Below are 16,019 nucleotides of genomic sequence, written 5' to 3' on the forward strand. Positions count from 1 at the left end.
GCACTATGAAGAAGACCCTTATGGGAGGCCTCGCGGCTCTCCTCGCTATCAGCACCCTCAGCGCATGCGCTGGGGAAACCATTGATGCCCCCTCGAGCTCCTCGGAAAGCTCCGACGCTGTCGCCGATGCCTCGGCGTTCCCCGTCACCATCGAGCACAAGTTCGGAGAAAGCATCGTCAATGAGGCCCCACAGCGGGTGGTGTCGGTGGGCTATACCGACCAAGATGCGCTCCTCGCATTCGGTATCACCCCTGTTCTGATTCGCGAATGGGAGGGCATGGCTCCGGAAGGAGAAATTGCCGGCGAGTGGGCCTCCGACCGTGCCGATGGCGAGACCGAGATGCTCACGGGCAAAGAAATCAATGTGGAGAAGGTGGCAGAGGCAAAACCTGACCTGATCGTCGCCACCTACTCAGGCATTGACCAAGAGATGTACGACAAGCTCTCGGTCATCGCTCCAGTGATCGCTCAGAAGGGGGAGTACCCCGACTACCAGCAGCCGTGGCAGGTCACCACTCAAGAGATCGGGCAGGCGGTCGGAAAGGGCGCCGAAGCCGAGGAGATGGTGCAAAAACTCGAGAAGCGTTTCAGCGATGCTGCACGTCCGGAATGGAAGGGCAAGAAGGCGATTGTGGCAATCTGGAAAGGTGACAAGCTCTATGCCTTCTCCTCTCAGGATCCTCGTAGCCGATTCTTCGAAGAACTCGGGTTTGTTATTCCTTCCTCTATTGACGAGATAGCGGGAGATTCTTTCAACGCCTCCATCTCTCCAGAAAACGTGGACGTCCTCAACGAGGCCGATGTCATCATCTGGGACCAGCTCTCCTACGCCCCGAATGGCAAGGAATCCGTCACCGAGGAGTCACTCTTTGACAATATTGACGCGGTGAAAAATGGCCACAGTGTGTACCTCGAAGGCGAGCTTGAAAAAGCCTTCGGCTGGCAGACTGTGCTCAGCCTGAACTATGCCCTCGACAACATTCAGGAGCCCCTGGCCGAGGCCACCCCTAAGTAGTTCTCCGCAATACTCACCACCGCCCCGCAGGCACAGCTGCTGCGGGGCGGTTTCTATAGCTATGGCAGCGCGGCGGATAGCAGATGAGAGCCCCTAGTCCCGCGCAATCACCACAAAAAGCAACTCGGCTCGGATCACGGCATCGGAGAGATCGACGTTGCACGTCTCGCTGATATGCGCGAGCCGGCTGCGCACGGTGTGGCGATGCGCCCCCAGCGCCGCCGCGGTGTCTCCAATATGCCCACCGAGTCGTAGGTACAGCTCGAGGGTGCGGGCATATTCCGTGCCGTCGCGCTCATCGGCGGCGCTGAGCACATCGAAGGTTTCCGCGCCGCGGGCCTGCAAGGCGCTGAGCACTTCGGGCCGATGCAGCCAGGAGGCTTTTACATTGAAGGGGCCCACATGCGCGCCGGTGGCTGTCGCCCGGGCGCGGCGCATCAACTCGGCCACATGCTCGCGGCTGAGCTCATTCCACCGGATAGCCGCTCCCATGGCGATCGCTACCTCGCGCGCCTCTGGGCCAAAGTGTTCCACAATGTCGTGATCATCGCGGGAGCCGCGAAAGAGGAAGAGCTGCATGTCCGTCTCCAGCGGCAGGCTAAAGAGCGCCCGGGAATGGGCCTGTAGCCGTGAGTCGAGCGTGGTACGCGCCGCCATCAGGGCTGCGGGATCATCCGCGCGCACCACCACGGCGCGAACCCGGCCCTGGGAATCCACGGCATGGCGCATGGCATGCGCCACCGAGGAGCCCTCTTGGTCGATGCCGAGCAGCAGCGCCAGCGCCAGCGAGTTCATCTCCGAGCGGGCGGCCCGCAGGAAGGTGGGACGCTGCAATAAGATATCCGCCAGACCGCCGCAGTGCTGGAGCACACTGCGCTCCCGGGTGTGGAAGCTGCTGCGCCGCACCACCATCATTAGGTTCACGCGATCTCCCTGTTCAGAAAGCCGCTGGGTAAGGTGCACCAGTTCTCCTGTCCGCCCAGCCCGCGAGTGGCGGTGGCCGGCCGCAATATCGGCCACCACAAGCTCCCCCGCGTCAATGCCATCGAAGGGCACATTCACCAGCACCCGGGCGTCATTATCCGCAATCGCGATGGCCGCCTGCAGCGAGGCCGAGGCGCTGCCGAGAAGCCGGTGCACATCACCGCTGACGGCATCCTTATTGAGCTGCTGCTGCACGCGCTGCTGCCAGCGCTCCCCTTGGGCGGCCCGGCGCGCCTGCTCCTTGTGCACCGCATGGATCACCGAGATAAAAGGGATGTGCGGGGGAACCTCAAAGACGGGGATACGGTGCCGCTCCGCTGCGTCGAGAAGCGGCTGCGGCACTGTCTCAAAGGCATAGCCCGTGCCAAAGCCGATGGCCACCGCACCCGCGTGGACGAGGGTATCCACATAGTCGCCCAGCGCTTCTGGGGTATCCGTGAAGGACATTCCGAGGGTGAGAATGATGGAGTTGGCGATGATGAAATCGGCGGGTTTCTTCAGCTCATTGGTCTGAATATCTAAAAATTGGGTGCTCCACCCGTTGTGTGGGGTGAGTTCGAGGCTCTGCCGTTGCAGCAGCCAGTCAGTAGTCAACGGGGAGGTTGCGGTGCCGGCCAGCGCCGGTTCTGCCGCACGCACAGGATTCGCCATGGCGTCCAATCTATATAAATTTTTTGGACTAGATGGCGATATTTCTTTGGTGGGCGCGGGGTGCATACTCAAGGCTATCGGCGTGAGCGCGATATAGGTCACAGTCAATAGTGGGTTCGCGCCCCACGCATCACGCTTTCATCGTCCCCCACCACGCTCAAAGGAGTTGCCCATGCACGATTTCACCTATCGCCTCCCCCAGGAACGCGCCGTGCGTACTAGCCTGCCGGGGCCGCGTTCTGCTGCCTTGAGTGAGCGTCGCGAAGCTGCGGTGGCCCGCGCGTTGTCCCCGGGACTTCCCGGCTTCGTCGTGGACGCTGATGGCGGTGTGCTTGTCGACGCCGACGGCAATTCTTTTATCGACTTTGCCTCTGGCATCGCCGTCACCTCGGTGGGCGCCTCCAATACGAAGGTGGCGGAGGCGGTGGCCGAGTCGGCCACCCACTTCACCCACACCAGCTTCATGGTCTCGCCCTATGAGTCCTATGTAGCCGTGTGCGAGAAGCTGGCCGAGCTCACCCCAGGCGAGCACCAGAAAAAGTCGGTGCTGCTCAATTCCGGCGCCGAGGCTGTGGAAAACGCGGTGAAGATCGCCCGCGCCCACACCCGGAAGAACGCCGTGGTTGTCTTCGACCACGGCTACCATGGCCGCACCAATCTCACCATGGCGATGACCGCTAAGAACAAGCCCTATAAAACGGGATTCGGCCCCTTCGCCTCCGAGGTGTATCGCGCCCCGATGTCCTATCCGCTGCGCGATGGCCTCGATGGGGCTGCCGCCGCGGCCCGCGCCACCACCATGATGGAGCAGGAGATCGGCACCGAGAACCTCGCTTGCGTAGTGATCGAGCCGATCCAGGGCGAAGGAGGCTTCATCGAGCCGGCTCGCGGCTTCTTGCCCGCCCTACAGGCGTGGTGCCGGGAGAACAATGTGGTCTTCGTGGCCGATGAGATCCAAGCCGGCTTCTGCCGCACGGGCCACTGGTTCGCCTGCGAGGAAGAGCAGGTGGTGCCGGATCTCGTGGCCATGGCCAAGGCCATGGCCGGCGGTTTGCCGCTTTCGGCTGTGACCGGTCGCGCCGAGATGATGGACGCGCCCGTGGTCGGCGGGCTTGGCGGTACCTATGGCGGTAACCCCATCGCCTGCGACGCCGCGCTGGCCGCCATCGGCGAGATGGAGGAGCACGATCTCGCGGGGCGCGCCCGGGAGATGGAACGCATCATCCGCGAGGTCCTGGAGCCCCTCACCGAGCTCGACACCGTAGCTGAGGTCCGCGGCCGCGGCGCGATGATCGCCATCGAGCTGGCTACCAGTGACGGCCAGCCCCTTGGTGCGCTCACCAGTGAGGTGGCTGCCGCCTGCAAGGAACAGGGCATTCTCATTCTCTCCTGCGGCATCGACGGCAATGTCATTCGCCTGCTGCCCTCCCTCGTGATCAGCGAGGCGCTGCTCCGCGAGGGCTTGGAGATTCTCGCCGCCGAAATCCGCACCCGTTCCTAGCCCCTTTATTGCCCCCACCAGCCCGGGGCGCGTACCAGCGCCCCACATACACCGCACCAGAGGCCCCACGCGGGCACCTAGTGCGGTTTCTCTTAGGCCCATATACCTTTTCGATCTTCTTAAGGAGTGATCTATGAGCACACAGACTCGCACCACCGCGGAGAGAGAACACCGCATCACCCCGCTCCAAGGGGTGGCGCTGATTTTCGGCACCAATATCGGTGCCGGCATCCTCTCTCTGCCCTATGCCGGCAAAAATGGTGGGTTCTTAGCGCTCGTGATCGCGCTGCTCATCGCCGGCACTCTCACCACCATTTCCATGCTCTATGTGGCCGAGGTATCGCTGCGCACCCAAGAGCCGCTGCAGCTCTCCGGCCTCGCCGAGAAATACCTCGGCAATCTCGGCCGCTGGCTGGTGTTTAGTGCCATTCTTATCAACGGCATCGGCGCACTGATCGCCTACGCCGCCGGCTCGGGCCGGCTCCTGCACAATCTCCTCGACATCTCCCCCACCCTCGGCACGCTGCTATTTTTCCTCCTCGGCTCGGTGGTGATGTGGAAGGGACTGCACGCCACGGGCATCGCCGAGGGCGCGATCACCACCGGCATGGCCGCCATCATCGCCATCCTCTGCGGCTGGACCTTCTTCGGCCCTGGCATTGATCTCAACAATCTGTGGATCCTGCGCCCCTACTACATTGTGCCGATCATGAACCTGGCGGTATTTACCTTCCTCGCCCAGTACGTGGTGCCCGAGCTGGCGCGCGGGCTCGCCGAGGATAACCCCTCCGCCATTCCGCACGCCATTGTTGCCGGCATGTGCATCACCGGTTTCACCCTCACGCTCGTGCCCTTCGCCGCGCTCGGGTTGCTCGGCGGCGATGTCACCGAGGTGGTCACCCTCGCCTGGGGCGAGAAGCTTGGCGACGTCGCCTACCTGCTGGCCAATGTCTTTGCCCTGCTAGCTATGCTGACCTCCTTTTTGGCCATCGGCTTCACCACAATGCGCAATGTGCTCAATATCGCCCACTGGCCGGAATATGGCTGGCAGCGCGTCGCCGCCGTCGGCATCACCGTGCTCCCGCCACTACTTATCTCTCTGGCGGGCTTCGGCGGCTTCGTCAGTGCGCTCAGCTATGCCGGCGGCTTCGCCGGGGCAATCATGTCGATCGTGCCGGTGCTCTTACTCAATATCGCCCGCACCCACGGCGATAAGCCCGCCGCATGGCAGACCACCTGGCAGGCGCATCCACTGATCCAAGGCACCATCGTTGTGGTCTACATGGCCGCCTTCCTTTTCAGTATCGCGCTGCTGCTGCACCTCGTTCCGGAGGCCTGGCAATAGGCCGCATCACCGCCACGCCCTCCCCGGCCCATGCGCTAGGGGGACGGGGAGGGCGGCGTCGATAAGCGCGCGAGTCCCTTTAGTAGGGATCGAGGTCGAGGACATCATCGACGGTGACCATCTCATCGCTCGGCAGGCCCCGCTTCAGCCCCTCGCTGCGGAAGAAGGCGGGATTGCGCCACCATGTCAGCGCCATGACCAGCACGCCCAGCACCAAAATGGTGATTCCGAGCACGAACACCAGGCCCATGCCGAAGATTTCCGATCCCGAGCCATAGGCGGGATCCATGGCGTCGTGGGAGGTCTGGAAGAAGAAAATGAGCAGCAACGCGCCGCCGATGAGGGGCGCCAAAAACTGGGTAAGCGCCGTGGACCAGCTCTGCAAGGACTGGTGGCGGAAGTACCACACGCAGGCGAAGGCCGTCACCCCGTAGTAGAAGCAGACCATCATGCCCAGCGCCGTGATGGTATCCCACAGCACGGCCTCGCTGATGACGCGCATGATCGCATAGAAACCAAAGGAGACCACCGCGGCCACGATCGTGGCGAAACCCGGGGACTGGTACTTGGGCGTCACCTGCGCGAAACGCTGCGGCAGCGCCCCATAGAACCCCATGGCCAGCATGGTACGGGCGGGGCCAATGAAGGTAGATTGCAGCGAGGCCGCCGAGGACCCGAGCACCGCGATAGACATGAGGATCGCCACCGGCCCCATCACCGGACCAGCCAGCTCGGCAAAAATATTCTCCTGAATCGTCTCATTGCCCAAACCGAACTCGCCGCTACCCGGACCGGAATAGCGCAGCGTGGAAATCGCGATGATTTGATAAAGCACGACGATCACCAAGATGGTGGCGGTGGCTGCCTTGCCCGGGGTGGAATTGGATCCCTGGGTCTCCTCACTCATGGTAAGCACCACATCCCAGCCCCAGTAGATAAACACCGACAGCGCAATACCTGCGGCGAAGGCCGAGAAGGAGCTCACCCCGAAGGGATTGAGCCACTCCCAACTAAAGGGGGTGCTATCGAAAGCGCTGCCTGTTTCTGCCTTGTATAGCGCCATCCCAGAAAAGAGCAGCAACACCCCGATCTGCACGGCCACCAGCACATACTGGATGGTCTTGGTGGTATCGAGACCACGATAGGAGATGGCAGAAGCGATAACGATAAACACCAAGCAGGTAAGAATATTGACCAGCACATTATCTTTTAGCGCCGCCAGCTCGGGGCGGAGAAATACCTGGGAAAGCAGCAGGTAGAAGAAGTCCACCGCAATACCCGCGAGGTTGGACAGCACCAAGATGGTGGCGGCCAATAATCCCCAGCCACCCAGCCAACCGATGACCGGGCCGAAGGCGCGGGTGGCCCAGGTGAACGTGGTTCCCGAGTCCGGCATCGATTCATTGAGCTGGCGATAGCCGATGGCCACCAAAAGCATGGGCACAAAGCCCACCAAGAGCACGGCCGGCATGTGTTCGCCGACCTCGCTGGCGGTGGGCCCCAACGCTCCCGAGAGGGTGTACGCCGGGGCGATACAGGAGATACCAATCACCGCAGCACCGATGATGCCGACGGTGCCGGAGCTCAGCCCCTTGGATACGGACAGAGAGGGAGTCTCGCTCATGATGTCCTCCCCTCCTCCACCGCAAAGCGCACGCGATGGCCGCGAGGCACAATGATCATCGGCACCGTCAGGTGCTTGAGGATGCGCATGGTGATGGAGCCGGCGAACACGGAGCGGGATTGCTCCACCCGCGAGGAGCCCACACACAGCAGATCCCCCTCGCACCACTCCACGGTGTCCACCGCGTTGGTGATCTCGCTGCTCTTGCCCATCTCAATCGCCACCGGCACCGCGCGGGTGGCGATGCCGAGGGTCACCCGTGCATCATCGAGCACCCGTTGGGCGTTCTCCTGAGCGAAGGACTCTCGGGCTTCATCGTGATTGACCCCCAGCAGCGCCAGCAGCCGCAGCGGCACCTCGGCCCGGCGCGCCGTGAGCAGCCCTGTTTCGACGAGACTGCCCGAGCCGGGACGGGTGCCCACCGCGCAGGTAATGCGGCTGAGCGGGTGGCGGCGATAGCCTCGCGGCGCCAAGGCCACCGGCACCGGCGAGCCAAAGAGCAAGTCCGTGGCCACGGTTCCCAGCTTGTGCCGCTTCAGCGGGCTGGAGGACGCCCCACCCACGCACAGCAGATCCGCCTCGAGTTCCTCGGCGGCACGGCTGAGACCTGCGGCGGTCGTGGCCCCCGAATAGAGACGGGCGCAGGTGCGCACGTCCTCGGGCACGAGGGCAAGCGCTTCTTTGAGCCAGCGGAACCCTTGGTTGAGCAGAATGTCGTGGGCATCGCCGGTGGGCGGGTATTCGTGGCTAAACACATCGTGGCGGCGCAATACGAGCACGATGGTGAGCTCGGCATCGAGGGACTGGGCCACATCGATGCCCAAGTTCAACGCGTCGAGCCCTTGCGGGGTGGCTTCATAGCCGACAACACATCGCATAATCACTCCTCGAGCAGATCGTGGAGCGTGGCCGCAACCTTATGCCCCATGCGGATCGCGCCATCGACGTGCTGGTAGCCCGCGCCGGCAATATCCGAGCAGGCGAAGTACATGCGCCCGACTGGTTCCTCGTTGTACTTCCCCCAGCGGAAGAGCCCGCCCATATCGTAGGAGCAGGCATAGGCGCCGCGGGTCCATTCCTCGGCGCCCCAATCGGAGAGGTAGAAGGACTCGGGCTCGCGGGCCTCCTCGCCGAGCATCACGGCCATGGCGTCGAGAATGGTGCGCTTGCGCTCCTCCTCGGGCAGCGCGAACATCTCCTCCGCGCGGGTATCGATGATGAACCCCACGAGGGTGCCGCGGGCATCGCCGTGATTGGTGTTGTCGTAGATCTCCTGCACCAGATGCTCCGAGGAGAAACAGGTGCCCGAGAGGCCCTTGTCGCGCCAAAAGGGAGTGGCGTAGGTGGCGTGCACCTTAATCACCAAACCCATGGACTGGTGCTGGTGCATGATGTGCTGGGTGCGGGGCATCTCCGGCACATAGGAGATGCGATTGTAGAGATTCGGCGGGATCGCAAGAATGGCATAGGCGGCCTCCACCACGGTGTCGTTATCGCCATAGACCACCACGCCCTCATCACTGCGCTCGATGGTGCGCACCGGGGTGCCGAGCAGGATATTCTCCGAGCCAATCCGCTCGGCGAGGGTGAGAGACACCTTCTGCATACCGCCCACCACGCGGGCGTCGAGGATGAAGTCCTCATCCACCAAATTGCTGAACGAGCCCGCCGAGGCGGCCATGTGCAGCGCCTGCAGCGCGGAGAAGGTGTGGGCCGGTTTGGTGAGCATGCCGCCGGCAATGAAGAGGCCGATGTTCTTGCGCGCCTCCTCATCATCGGACTGCTGCTCCAGCCAGTGCTGGAAGGTCACATTGTCCCACTCCTCGGCGCGCGGATGCTCCCAGGGCCGGGCCGGATCCATGTCGGAGACGTGCTCATCCATGAGCGCGATAAGGCGGAGGATCTCGCGCTGCGTGGATTCGGCGCACGGGAAGAGATCGCCCGTATAGCGCTTCACCTCGCCATCGGGGCCGAGGTAGATGTTCTCGCCCTCGCGGTAGCGTTGAAACGTCTCCAAGCCGAGTTCATCGAGGGTGGCGAGCAGCTCGGTTTGATCCGGCGACACCCACTGGCCGCCGATCTCGAACCAGCCGCCATCCATGACATCAGAGCGGGTGCGCCCGCCCACTCGGTCGCGGGCCTCGAGAACGGCCACGCTGTGGCCGGCCTGGGTGAGACGATGTGCAGCGGACAAGCCGGCAGGACCGGCGCCAATGATCGCAACATCGACAGTGCGGTGCTCAGACATGATGAAACTCCTTCGATAACGCAGGGGGACGGGATAGCGCCCCTAATAAGGAGGGCCGTGGATACAGCCCGTGGATACGGCGTCGTACGCCGCGGCGATGAGCCACTAGTGGGCGCTCATGACGTGCTTGATACGGGTGTATTCCTCCAAGCCGTAGAGGGAGAGGTCCTTGCCATAGCCGGAGTCCTTGAAGCCGCCATGGGGCATCTCTGCCACCAGCGGGATATGGCAGTTGATCCAGACACATCCGAAGTCCAGCTCGCGGCTGGCGCGATCCGAGACCCGCACATTGCTCGTCCAGACGCTGGAGGCCAGACCATAGGAGACGTCATTGGCCAAGGTGAGCGCCTCATCGATATCGGCGAAGGGCTGCACCGTGAGAATCGGGCCGAAGCTCTCCTCCTGGATGGCGTGATCCGATTGCCGCAGCCCCGTAATCACGGTGGGGGCCAGATAGAACCCCGTGCTGCCCACGCGCTCCCCGCCGGTGGCGATGTGGGCGTGCTCGGGAAGGTCGTTGAGCACACCCAGTACTTTCTCGAAATGGCGGGGATTGTTGAGCGCGCCATAGAAGGCCTCGGTGTCCTCCGGTGCGCCCGGCCGCAACTTCTCGGCCTGCTCCACCAGCAAGGACGTGAATTCTTCCTCCACGCTCGCCTCGACCAGCACCCGGGTGGCGGCAGTACAATCCTGGCCGCCGTTGAAGAAGCCGGCTTGGGCGATACCTTCGGCAGCAGCGGCGAGATCGGCATCAGCACAGACGATCACTGGGGCTTTGCCACCCAGCTCGAGGTGCGAGCGCTTGAGGTTCTCCCCGGCGCTGCGCCCCACGGCGCGCCCGGCCGGAACCGAGCCGGTGATCGCACACATCCGCACCGTCGGGTGCGCCACCAACGCCGCACCGGTGGAGGCATCGCCGAGAACGATATTGACGACACCATCCGGCAGAATATCTGCGAGGATCTTCGCGAGCGCCACAGTGGAGGAAGGGGTGGTATCGCTCGGTTTGAATACCACCGTATTGCCGGCGGCGATGGCGGGAATGATCTTCCACAGTCCCATCATCAGCGGGTAGTTCCACGGCGCTACCTGGGCCACCACGCCCAGCGGCTCGCGGCGGATCGAGGAGGTGTGTCCCTCCATGTACTCGCTTTGCGCGAACCCCGACAGCGTCCGAGCGGCGCCGGCGAAAAAGCGGACCTGGTCGGCGCCCACCTGGCACTCCTCGGCCTCGATCATGTGAATGAGCTGGCCGGTTTCGCGGGATTGCACCTCTGCCAGGTGGCGAGAGTTCTCTTCGATAGCATCGGCGATCTGCAGCAGGTAGCGTTGCCGCTCGCTGGGAGTAGTGCGGCTCCACTGGCTAAAGGCCGCCTCGGCCGCGGACACCGCAGCATCGATATCCTGCTGGCCCGAGATCGGCGACTGCCCAAGCACCTCCTCGGTCACGGGACTGATGAGGTCAAAAGCCTCGGAGGTCTCCGCTGACACGAAACGATTGTTGATAAAGTTCTCAAGCATTGCGCCTCCTAGCACGTTAGGCCCACCACGCTGCGGGCTGTGCTGTTCAGTATGGGGAGGCGGTCCACCACACTCACATCGCCCACGTGGCAATAATCACTTTTCAGATTCACCACGAGGGCGAGTGCATTTCACGGTTAGGGTACGCTAATCGCGCGCGGGCTTGAGGTGGCGCGCGTCACGTGGGGTGCCCTGGGCGGCGAGGTCTGGTGCCGGGGAGGGTGGCGTCGATAAGCGCAAAAAACCGGCCACCACCTCGAAAGGCGGGGCCGGTTTTTCTTATGCCGCTACAGGTTTAGCGGGCCTTCTCGACGATCTCGACGAGACGGTAGTGCTTGTCCTTGGACAGCGGGCGGCACTCTTCGATGCGGACGCGGTCGCCGATGCCGGCGATCTCGTTCTCATCGTGTGCCTTCACCTTGGAGTTGGTGCGGATGGTCTTGCCGTAGAGGGCGTGCTGCTTGCGGTCCTCGAGCTCCACCACGATGGTCTTCTGCATCTTGTCAGAAACCACGTAGCCGAGACGGACCTTCTGAGCGCCCTTTTCCTTCTTGTTCACGTTTGCCTCACTCATTGTTAAGCCTCAGCTCCCGGAACCACGGACAGGCCCAGCTCACGCTCGCGGATAACCGTGTAAATGCGGGCGATGTCGCGCTTGACCGTGCGCAGGCGGCGGTTGTTGGTCAGCTGACCGGTAGCCAACTGGAAGCGCAGGTTGAACAGCTCTTCCTTGGCCTCGTTCAGCTTGGTGGTCAGTTCTTCTGCGGAAAGCTCACGCAATTCGTGTGCAGGGGTACCGGTAGCCATTAGAACTGGTCCTCCTTCCTAACGATGCGGAACTTCATGGGCAGTTTTTGACCAGCGCGACGCAGTGCCTCCAGGGCAACTGCCTCGTTCGGGTAGCTCATCTCGAAGAGGATGCGACCCGGCTTGACGTTGGCGACCCACTTCTCCACGGGGCCCTTACCGGAACCCATACGCACGCCGAGCGGCTTCTGGGTCAGGGGGCGATCCGGGAAGATGTTGATCCACACCTTGCCACCACGCTTGACGTGGCGGTTGATGGCAATACGTGCGGCCTCAATCTGACGGTTGGTGACGTAGGCCGGCTCGAGAGCCTGGATTCCGTAGTCACCGAAGGTTACGCGAGTGCCGCCCTTGGCCATACCGCGACGGTGCGGGCGGTGCTGGCGACGGTACTTCACGCGCTTGGGAATAAGCATGAGGTTTAGCCCTCCTTCTTCTCTGCGCGCTGACGGCGCTGGCCACCGCGGCGCGGACGCTCGCGACGGTCGCCGCGGCCACGACGGGCCTGCGGTGCGTTGAGCTCGGACTCGCGCTTGCCACCGACGACGTCACCCTTGTAGATCCACACCTTCACGCCGATGCGGCCGAAGGTGGTGTGGGCCTCGTAGGTGCCGTAGTCGATCTCGGCGCGCAGGGTGTGCAGCGGAACGCGACCCTCGTGGTAGCGCTCGGTGCGGGACATCTCGGCACCGCCGAGACGACCGGCGCACTGCACCTTGATGCCCTTGACGTGCGGCTGGCGCATCGCGGACTGGATGGCCTTGCGCATAGCACGACGGAAAGCAACGCGGTTAGCGAGCTGCTCGGCGATGGACTGAGCCACCAGCTGAGCGTTAGCGTCGATGTTCTTGACCTCGAGGATGTTGAGGGCGACCTGCTTGCCGGTCAGCTTCTCCAGCTGGCCGCGGATGCGGTCGGCCTCGGAACCACGACGGCCGATCACGATGCCGGGGCGGGCGGTGTGAATGTCGACGCGGACGCGATCGCGGGTGCGCTCGATGACAACATCGGCGATACCAGCGCGGTCAAGACCCTTGGAGAGGAACTCGCGGATCTTGATGTCCTCAGCGAGGTAGTCTGCATAGTTCTTGTCGGCGTACCAGTGGGACTTCCAGTCAGAAGTGATACCCAGCCGGAGGCCGTGGGGATGGATTTTCTGGCCCATGCTTAGGCACCTTCCTTCTGGCTCTCGACAACCACAGTGATGTGGCTGGTGCGCTTGCGAACTTGGAAAGCACGACCCTGGGCGCGCGGACGGATCCGGCGCATGGTCGGGCCTTCGTCTGCCCATGCCTGGGAGATAACCAGGGTCTTCGGGTCCAGACCAAAGTTGTTTTCTGCGTTAGCCGCAGCGGAAGCAACGACCTTCGCGACCGGATCGGAAGCGCCCTGGGGGGCGTACTTCAGGATCGCGAGTGCTTCGGACACGGACTTGCCGCGGACCAGGTCCACGACACGACGTGCCTTCATCGGGGAGACCCGGACGAAGCGCGCGGTAGCGCGGGCGGTAGTGATTTGGTCACTCATCGCTTACCTACGTCCCTTCTTGTCATCCTTGACGTGACCCTTGAAGGTCTTGGTCGGTGCGAACTCGCCTAGCTTGTGGCCCACCATGGAATCATCCACGAACACCGGCACGTGCTTGCGACCGTCATGGACGGCGAAAGTGTGACCGATGAAATCGGGAAGAATGGTGGAACGACGAGACCAGGTCTTGATTACCTTCTTGGTACCGTTTTCGTTCTGAACATCCACCTTGTTGAGGAGGTGCTCATCGACGAACGGGCCCTTCTTGAGGCTACGTGGCATCTAAATTCCCTCCTCTTAACGCTTCTTGTTGGAACGACGACGGCGAACGATCATGTCGTTGCTGTAACGGTTCGGCTTGCGGGTACGAACTTCCTTCTTACCCCAAGGCGACACAGGGTGGCGACCACCAGAGGTGCGGCCTTCACCACCACCGTGCGGGTGGTCAACCGGGTTCATCACGACACCGCGGACGGTAGGACGTACGCCCTTCCAGCGCATACGGCCAGCCTTGCCCCAGCGGATGTTGATCTGATCCTGGTTTCCGACCTCGCCGATGGTGGCGCGGCAGCGCACATCCACGCGGCGGATCTCGGAGGAGGGCATACGCAGCACGGCGTACTTTCCTTCCTTACCGAGCAGCTGGATCGAGGCACCAGCAGAACGAGCCAGCTTGGCACCAGCGCCCGGCTTCAGTTCCACGCAGTGAATGGTGGTACCGGTCGGGATGTTGCGCAGCGGCAGGTTGTTGCCGGGCTTGATATCAGCATGGGGGCCGGATTCAACGATCGCGTGCTGCTTCAGGTTCTTCGGCGCCACGATGTAGCGCTTCTCGCCATCGGCGTAGTGAAGCAGAGCGATGTTGGCGGTACGGTTCGGGTCGTACTCGATGTGAGCGACCTTGGCCGGAATACCGTCCTTGTCGTTACGGCGGAAATCAATCACGCGGTAACGACGCTTGTGTCCGCCGCCCTTGTGGCGAACGGTGATGTGACCGTGTACGTTACGGCCACCGGTCTTGCTCAGCGGGCGCAGCAGAGACTTCTCCGGGGTGGAACGAGTGATTTCCTCGAACTGGGAGACAGAGCTCTGACGGCGACCCGGCGTAGTCGGCTTGTACTTACGAATAGCCATACTTTCTCAGTCCTTAATGTCTCGACTCGCGGGTTACGCGGCCGAACCGCCGAAGATGTCGATTGCGTCGCTGCCTTCGCGCAGAGTCACGTAGGCGCGCTTGGTTGCCTTGCGCTGGCCGTAGCCGCCGGTGCGGGTGCGCTTGCGCTTACCCTCACGGTTGGCGGTGTTGACGCGAGCCACCTTGACACCGAAGATCTCCTCGATGGCGTGACCGATAGCGCGCTTGTTGGCGCGGGGGTCCACCAGGAAGGTGTAGGTGTTCTGCTCCATCAACTCATACGACTTCTCGGAGACAACCGGAGCGATGATGATGTCGCGGGGATTGGCGATCTTAGCCATTACTTCTCCTCCTTCTCGACGCGCTGTGCGCGGGTCACGAAGGCGTTCAGTGCCTCAACCGAGAAGACGACGTCGTCGGAGTACAACACATCGTAGGTGTTGAGCTGATCGGCGACGAGGGTACGAACGTGCGGCAGGTTGTTGACGGACTTGCGCGCGGTGATGTCCTCGCGAGTCACGACAACCAGAATCTGACGACGGTCGGTGAGACGCTCGAGGAAGCCCTTGGCCTTCTTGGTGGAAGGCACCTGGCCCGGCACGAGCTCGGAGACCACGTGGATGCGGTCGTGACGAGCGCGGTCCGAGAGAGCGCCACGCAGAGCGGCGGCGATCATCTTCTTCGGGGTGCGCTGAGCGTAGTTACGCGGCTTGGGGCCGTGGACAATGCCGCCACCGGTCCAGTGCGGAGCACGGATGGAACCCTGGCGAGCACGGCCGGTGCCCTTCTGGCGCCACGGCTTCTTACCACCGCCGCGGACTTCGCCGCGGGTCTTGGTGGAGTGAGTGCCCTGACGCTTGGCGGAGAGCTGTGCATTCACAACCTGGTGCATCAGCGCAATGCTGGCGTCCTGGTCGAAAATGGATGCGGGCAGCTCAACCTGGCCGTCGGTGCCACCGTCAGCGGTGTGGACGTCAAGCTTGAGATTGGTCATGCGTGTGCACCGCCCTTCACTGCGGTCTTAACGGTTACGATTCCACCGCGTACACCAGGGATAGCACCCTTGATGAGCAACAGGTTGGAATCGGCGTCGATCTTCTGAACCTTCAGGTTCTGGGTGGTGACGCGGTTGTTACCCATGCGTCCAGCCATACGCTTGCCCTTGAAAACGCGACCCGGGGTAGCGCAGGCACCGATGCCACCGACGCGGCGGTGAGCGGCCTGGTTACCGTGGGCTGCGCCCTGGCCAGCAAAGCCGTGACGCTTCATACCGCCGGCGAAGCCGTGGCCCTTGGAGGTGCCGGTGACATCCACGAAGTCAATGCCTTCGAAGATCTCCACGGTCACGTCCTGGCCGACCTCATATCCGCTCACATCGTCGAGACGAATCTCGGTGAGGTGGCGGCGAGGGGTAACGCCAGCTTTCTTGAAGTGACCAGCGCCAGGCTTGTTCACCTTGCGAGGGTCGATGTCGCCATAGGCGATCTGGATGGCGTTGTAGCCATCGGTTTCAACGGTTCGGATCTGGGTAACCACGCAGGGCCCAGCCTCGACGACGGTCACCGGTACAACGCGGTTCTCCTCGTCGAAGACCTGGGTCATGCCGAGCTTGGTACCCAGAATGCCCTTGATCTCTTGTTCACTCATTATCTATTCTCCG

General features: G+C 62.7%; 18 protein-coding genes. 3 read left to right on the forward strand and 15 right to left on the reverse strand.

The features are described 5' to 3' along the window. The first annotated feature begins 5 nt into the window (after positions 1-5). Positions 6-1,016: an iron-siderophore ABC transporter substrate-binding protein gene (locus KR227_RS06620; RefSeq protein ID WP_218364522.1), complete on the forward strand. Its 1,011-nt coding sequence runs from the start codon at positions 6-8 to the stop codon at positions 1,014-1,016. Positions 1,017-1,109: 93 nt separating this feature from the next. Here KR227_RS06620 and KR227_RS06625 read toward each other — a convergent pair whose 3' ends face one another. Further along, complete coding sequence (locus KR227_RS06625; RefSeq protein ID WP_218364524.1) at positions 1,110-2,651, reverse strand: PucR family transcriptional regulator; 1,542 nt, start codon at positions 2,649-2,651, stop codon at positions 1,110-1,112. A 172-nt stretch (positions 2,652-2,823) separates the two neighbouring features. Between KR227_RS06625 and gabT the strand changes: the two genes are divergently transcribed. Next, positions 2,824-4,152, forward strand: coding sequence for a 4-aminobutyrate--2-oxoglutarate transaminase (gene gabT, locus KR227_RS06630; RefSeq protein WP_218364526.1), 1,329 nt, complete (start codon positions 2,824-2,826; stop codon positions 4,150-4,152). 133 nt (positions 4,153-4,285) lie between these two features. Further along, complete coding sequence (locus tag KR227_RS06635) at positions 4,286-5,497, forward strand: amino acid permease (protein WP_218364528.1); 1,212 nt, start codon at positions 4,286-4,288, stop codon at positions 5,495-5,497. Positions 5,498-5,576: 79 nt separating this feature from the next. Here the strand turns inward: KR227_RS06635 and KR227_RS06640 are convergent, their stop codons facing one another. The 14 genes from KR227_RS06640 to rplC all read right to left on the reverse strand — a co-directional run bounded on the left by KR227_RS06640 (position 5,577) and on the right by rplC (position 16,006). Beyond that, the gene (locus KR227_RS06640) at positions 5,577-7,121 is read right to left on the reverse strand and encodes an APC family permease (RefSeq protein ID WP_218364530.1); all 1,545 of its coding nucleotides are present in this window, start codon (positions 7,119-7,121) and stop codon (positions 5,577-5,579) included. Next, entirely contained in the window at positions 7,118-7,999 is an 882-nt protein-coding gene (locus KR227_RS06645; protein ID WP_218364532.1) for a universal stress protein, read from the reverse strand. The genes KR227_RS06640 and KR227_RS06645 overlap by 4 nt, the downstream gene beginning before the upstream one ends. 2 nt (positions 8,000-8,001) lie before the next feature. Beyond that, on the reverse strand, positions 8,002-9,369 hold the full coding sequence (locus tag KR227_RS06650) for an NAD(P)/FAD-dependent oxidoreductase (RefSeq protein WP_218364534.1): 1,368 nt from the start codon (positions 9,367-9,369) through the stop codon (positions 8,002-8,004). A 105-nt stretch (positions 9,370-9,474) separates the two neighbouring features. Next, positions 9,475-10,890, reverse strand: coding sequence for an aminobutyraldehyde dehydrogenase (locus KR227_RS06655; RefSeq protein ID WP_218364536.1), 1,416 nt, complete (start codon positions 10,888-10,890; stop codon positions 9,475-9,477). Between the two features lie 295 nt (positions 10,891-11,185). Beyond that, positions 11,186-11,464, reverse strand: a complete 279-nt coding sequence (gene rpsQ / locus KR227_RS06660; protein WP_218364538.1) for a 30S ribosomal protein S17 — start codon at positions 11,462-11,464, stop codon at positions 11,186-11,188. A gap of 2 nt (positions 11,465-11,466) precedes the next feature. Then, positions 11,467-11,697: a 50S ribosomal protein L29 gene (rpmC, locus tag KR227_RS06665; RefSeq protein ID WP_018018666.1), complete on the reverse strand. Its 231-nt coding sequence runs from the start codon at positions 11,695-11,697 to the stop codon at positions 11,467-11,469. Beyond that, positions 11,697-12,113 (reverse strand): 50S ribosomal protein L16, encoded by a 417-nt coding sequence (gene rplP, locus KR227_RS06670; RefSeq protein WP_018018665.1) that lies wholly within the window; start codon positions 12,111-12,113, stop codon positions 11,697-11,699. The genes rpmC and rplP overlap by 1 nt, the downstream gene beginning before the upstream one ends. A 5-nt stretch (positions 12,114-12,118) precedes the next feature. Beyond that, positions 12,119-12,862: a 30S ribosomal protein S3 gene (gene rpsC / locus KR227_RS06675; RefSeq protein ID WP_018018664.1), complete on the reverse strand. Its 744-nt coding sequence runs from the start codon at positions 12,860-12,862 to the stop codon at positions 12,119-12,121. 2 nt (positions 12,863-12,864) lie between these two features. Then, entirely contained in the window at positions 12,865-13,224 is a 360-nt protein-coding gene (gene rplV / locus KR227_RS06680; protein ID WP_151528959.1) for a 50S ribosomal protein L22, read from the reverse strand. 3 nt (positions 13,225-13,227) lie between these two features. Further along, positions 13,228-13,506 carry a 30S ribosomal protein S19 gene (rpsS, locus tag KR227_RS06685; protein WP_018018662.1) on the reverse strand — a complete coding sequence of 93 codons (279 nt, stop codon included), beginning with the start codon at positions 13,504-13,506 and terminating at the stop codon, positions 13,228-13,230. Between the two features lie 15 nt (positions 13,507-13,521). Beyond that, the gene (gene rplB / locus KR227_RS06690; protein ID WP_218364540.1) at positions 13,522-14,358 is read right to left on the reverse strand and encodes a 50S ribosomal protein L2; all 837 of its coding nucleotides are present in this window, start codon (positions 14,356-14,358) and stop codon (positions 13,522-13,524) included. Between the two features lie 33 nt (positions 14,359-14,391). Next, entirely contained in the window at positions 14,392-14,700 is a 309-nt protein-coding gene (rplW, locus tag KR227_RS06695; protein ID WP_151528960.1) for a 50S ribosomal protein L23, read from the reverse strand. Next, positions 14,700-15,353, reverse strand: coding sequence for a 50S ribosomal protein L4 (gene rplD / locus KR227_RS06700; protein WP_151528961.1), 654 nt, complete (start codon positions 15,351-15,353; stop codon positions 14,700-14,702). Before rplD ends, rplW begins: the two co-directional genes overlap by 1 nt. Continuing rightward, positions 15,350-16,006 carry a 50S ribosomal protein L3 gene (rplC, locus tag KR227_RS06705; protein ID WP_151528962.1) on the reverse strand — a complete coding sequence of 219 codons (657 nt, stop codon included), beginning with the start codon at positions 16,004-16,006 and terminating at the stop codon, positions 15,350-15,352. Before rplC ends, rplD begins: the two co-directional genes overlap by 4 nt. Between the last annotated feature and the right edge of the window lie 13 nt (positions 16,007-16,019).

Source organism: Corynebacterium sp. TAE3-ERU30, assembly GCF_019209925.1.
Classification (GTDB): Bacteria; Actinomycetota; Actinomycetes; order Mycobacteriales; family Mycobacteriaceae; genus Corynebacterium; species Corynebacterium megadyptis.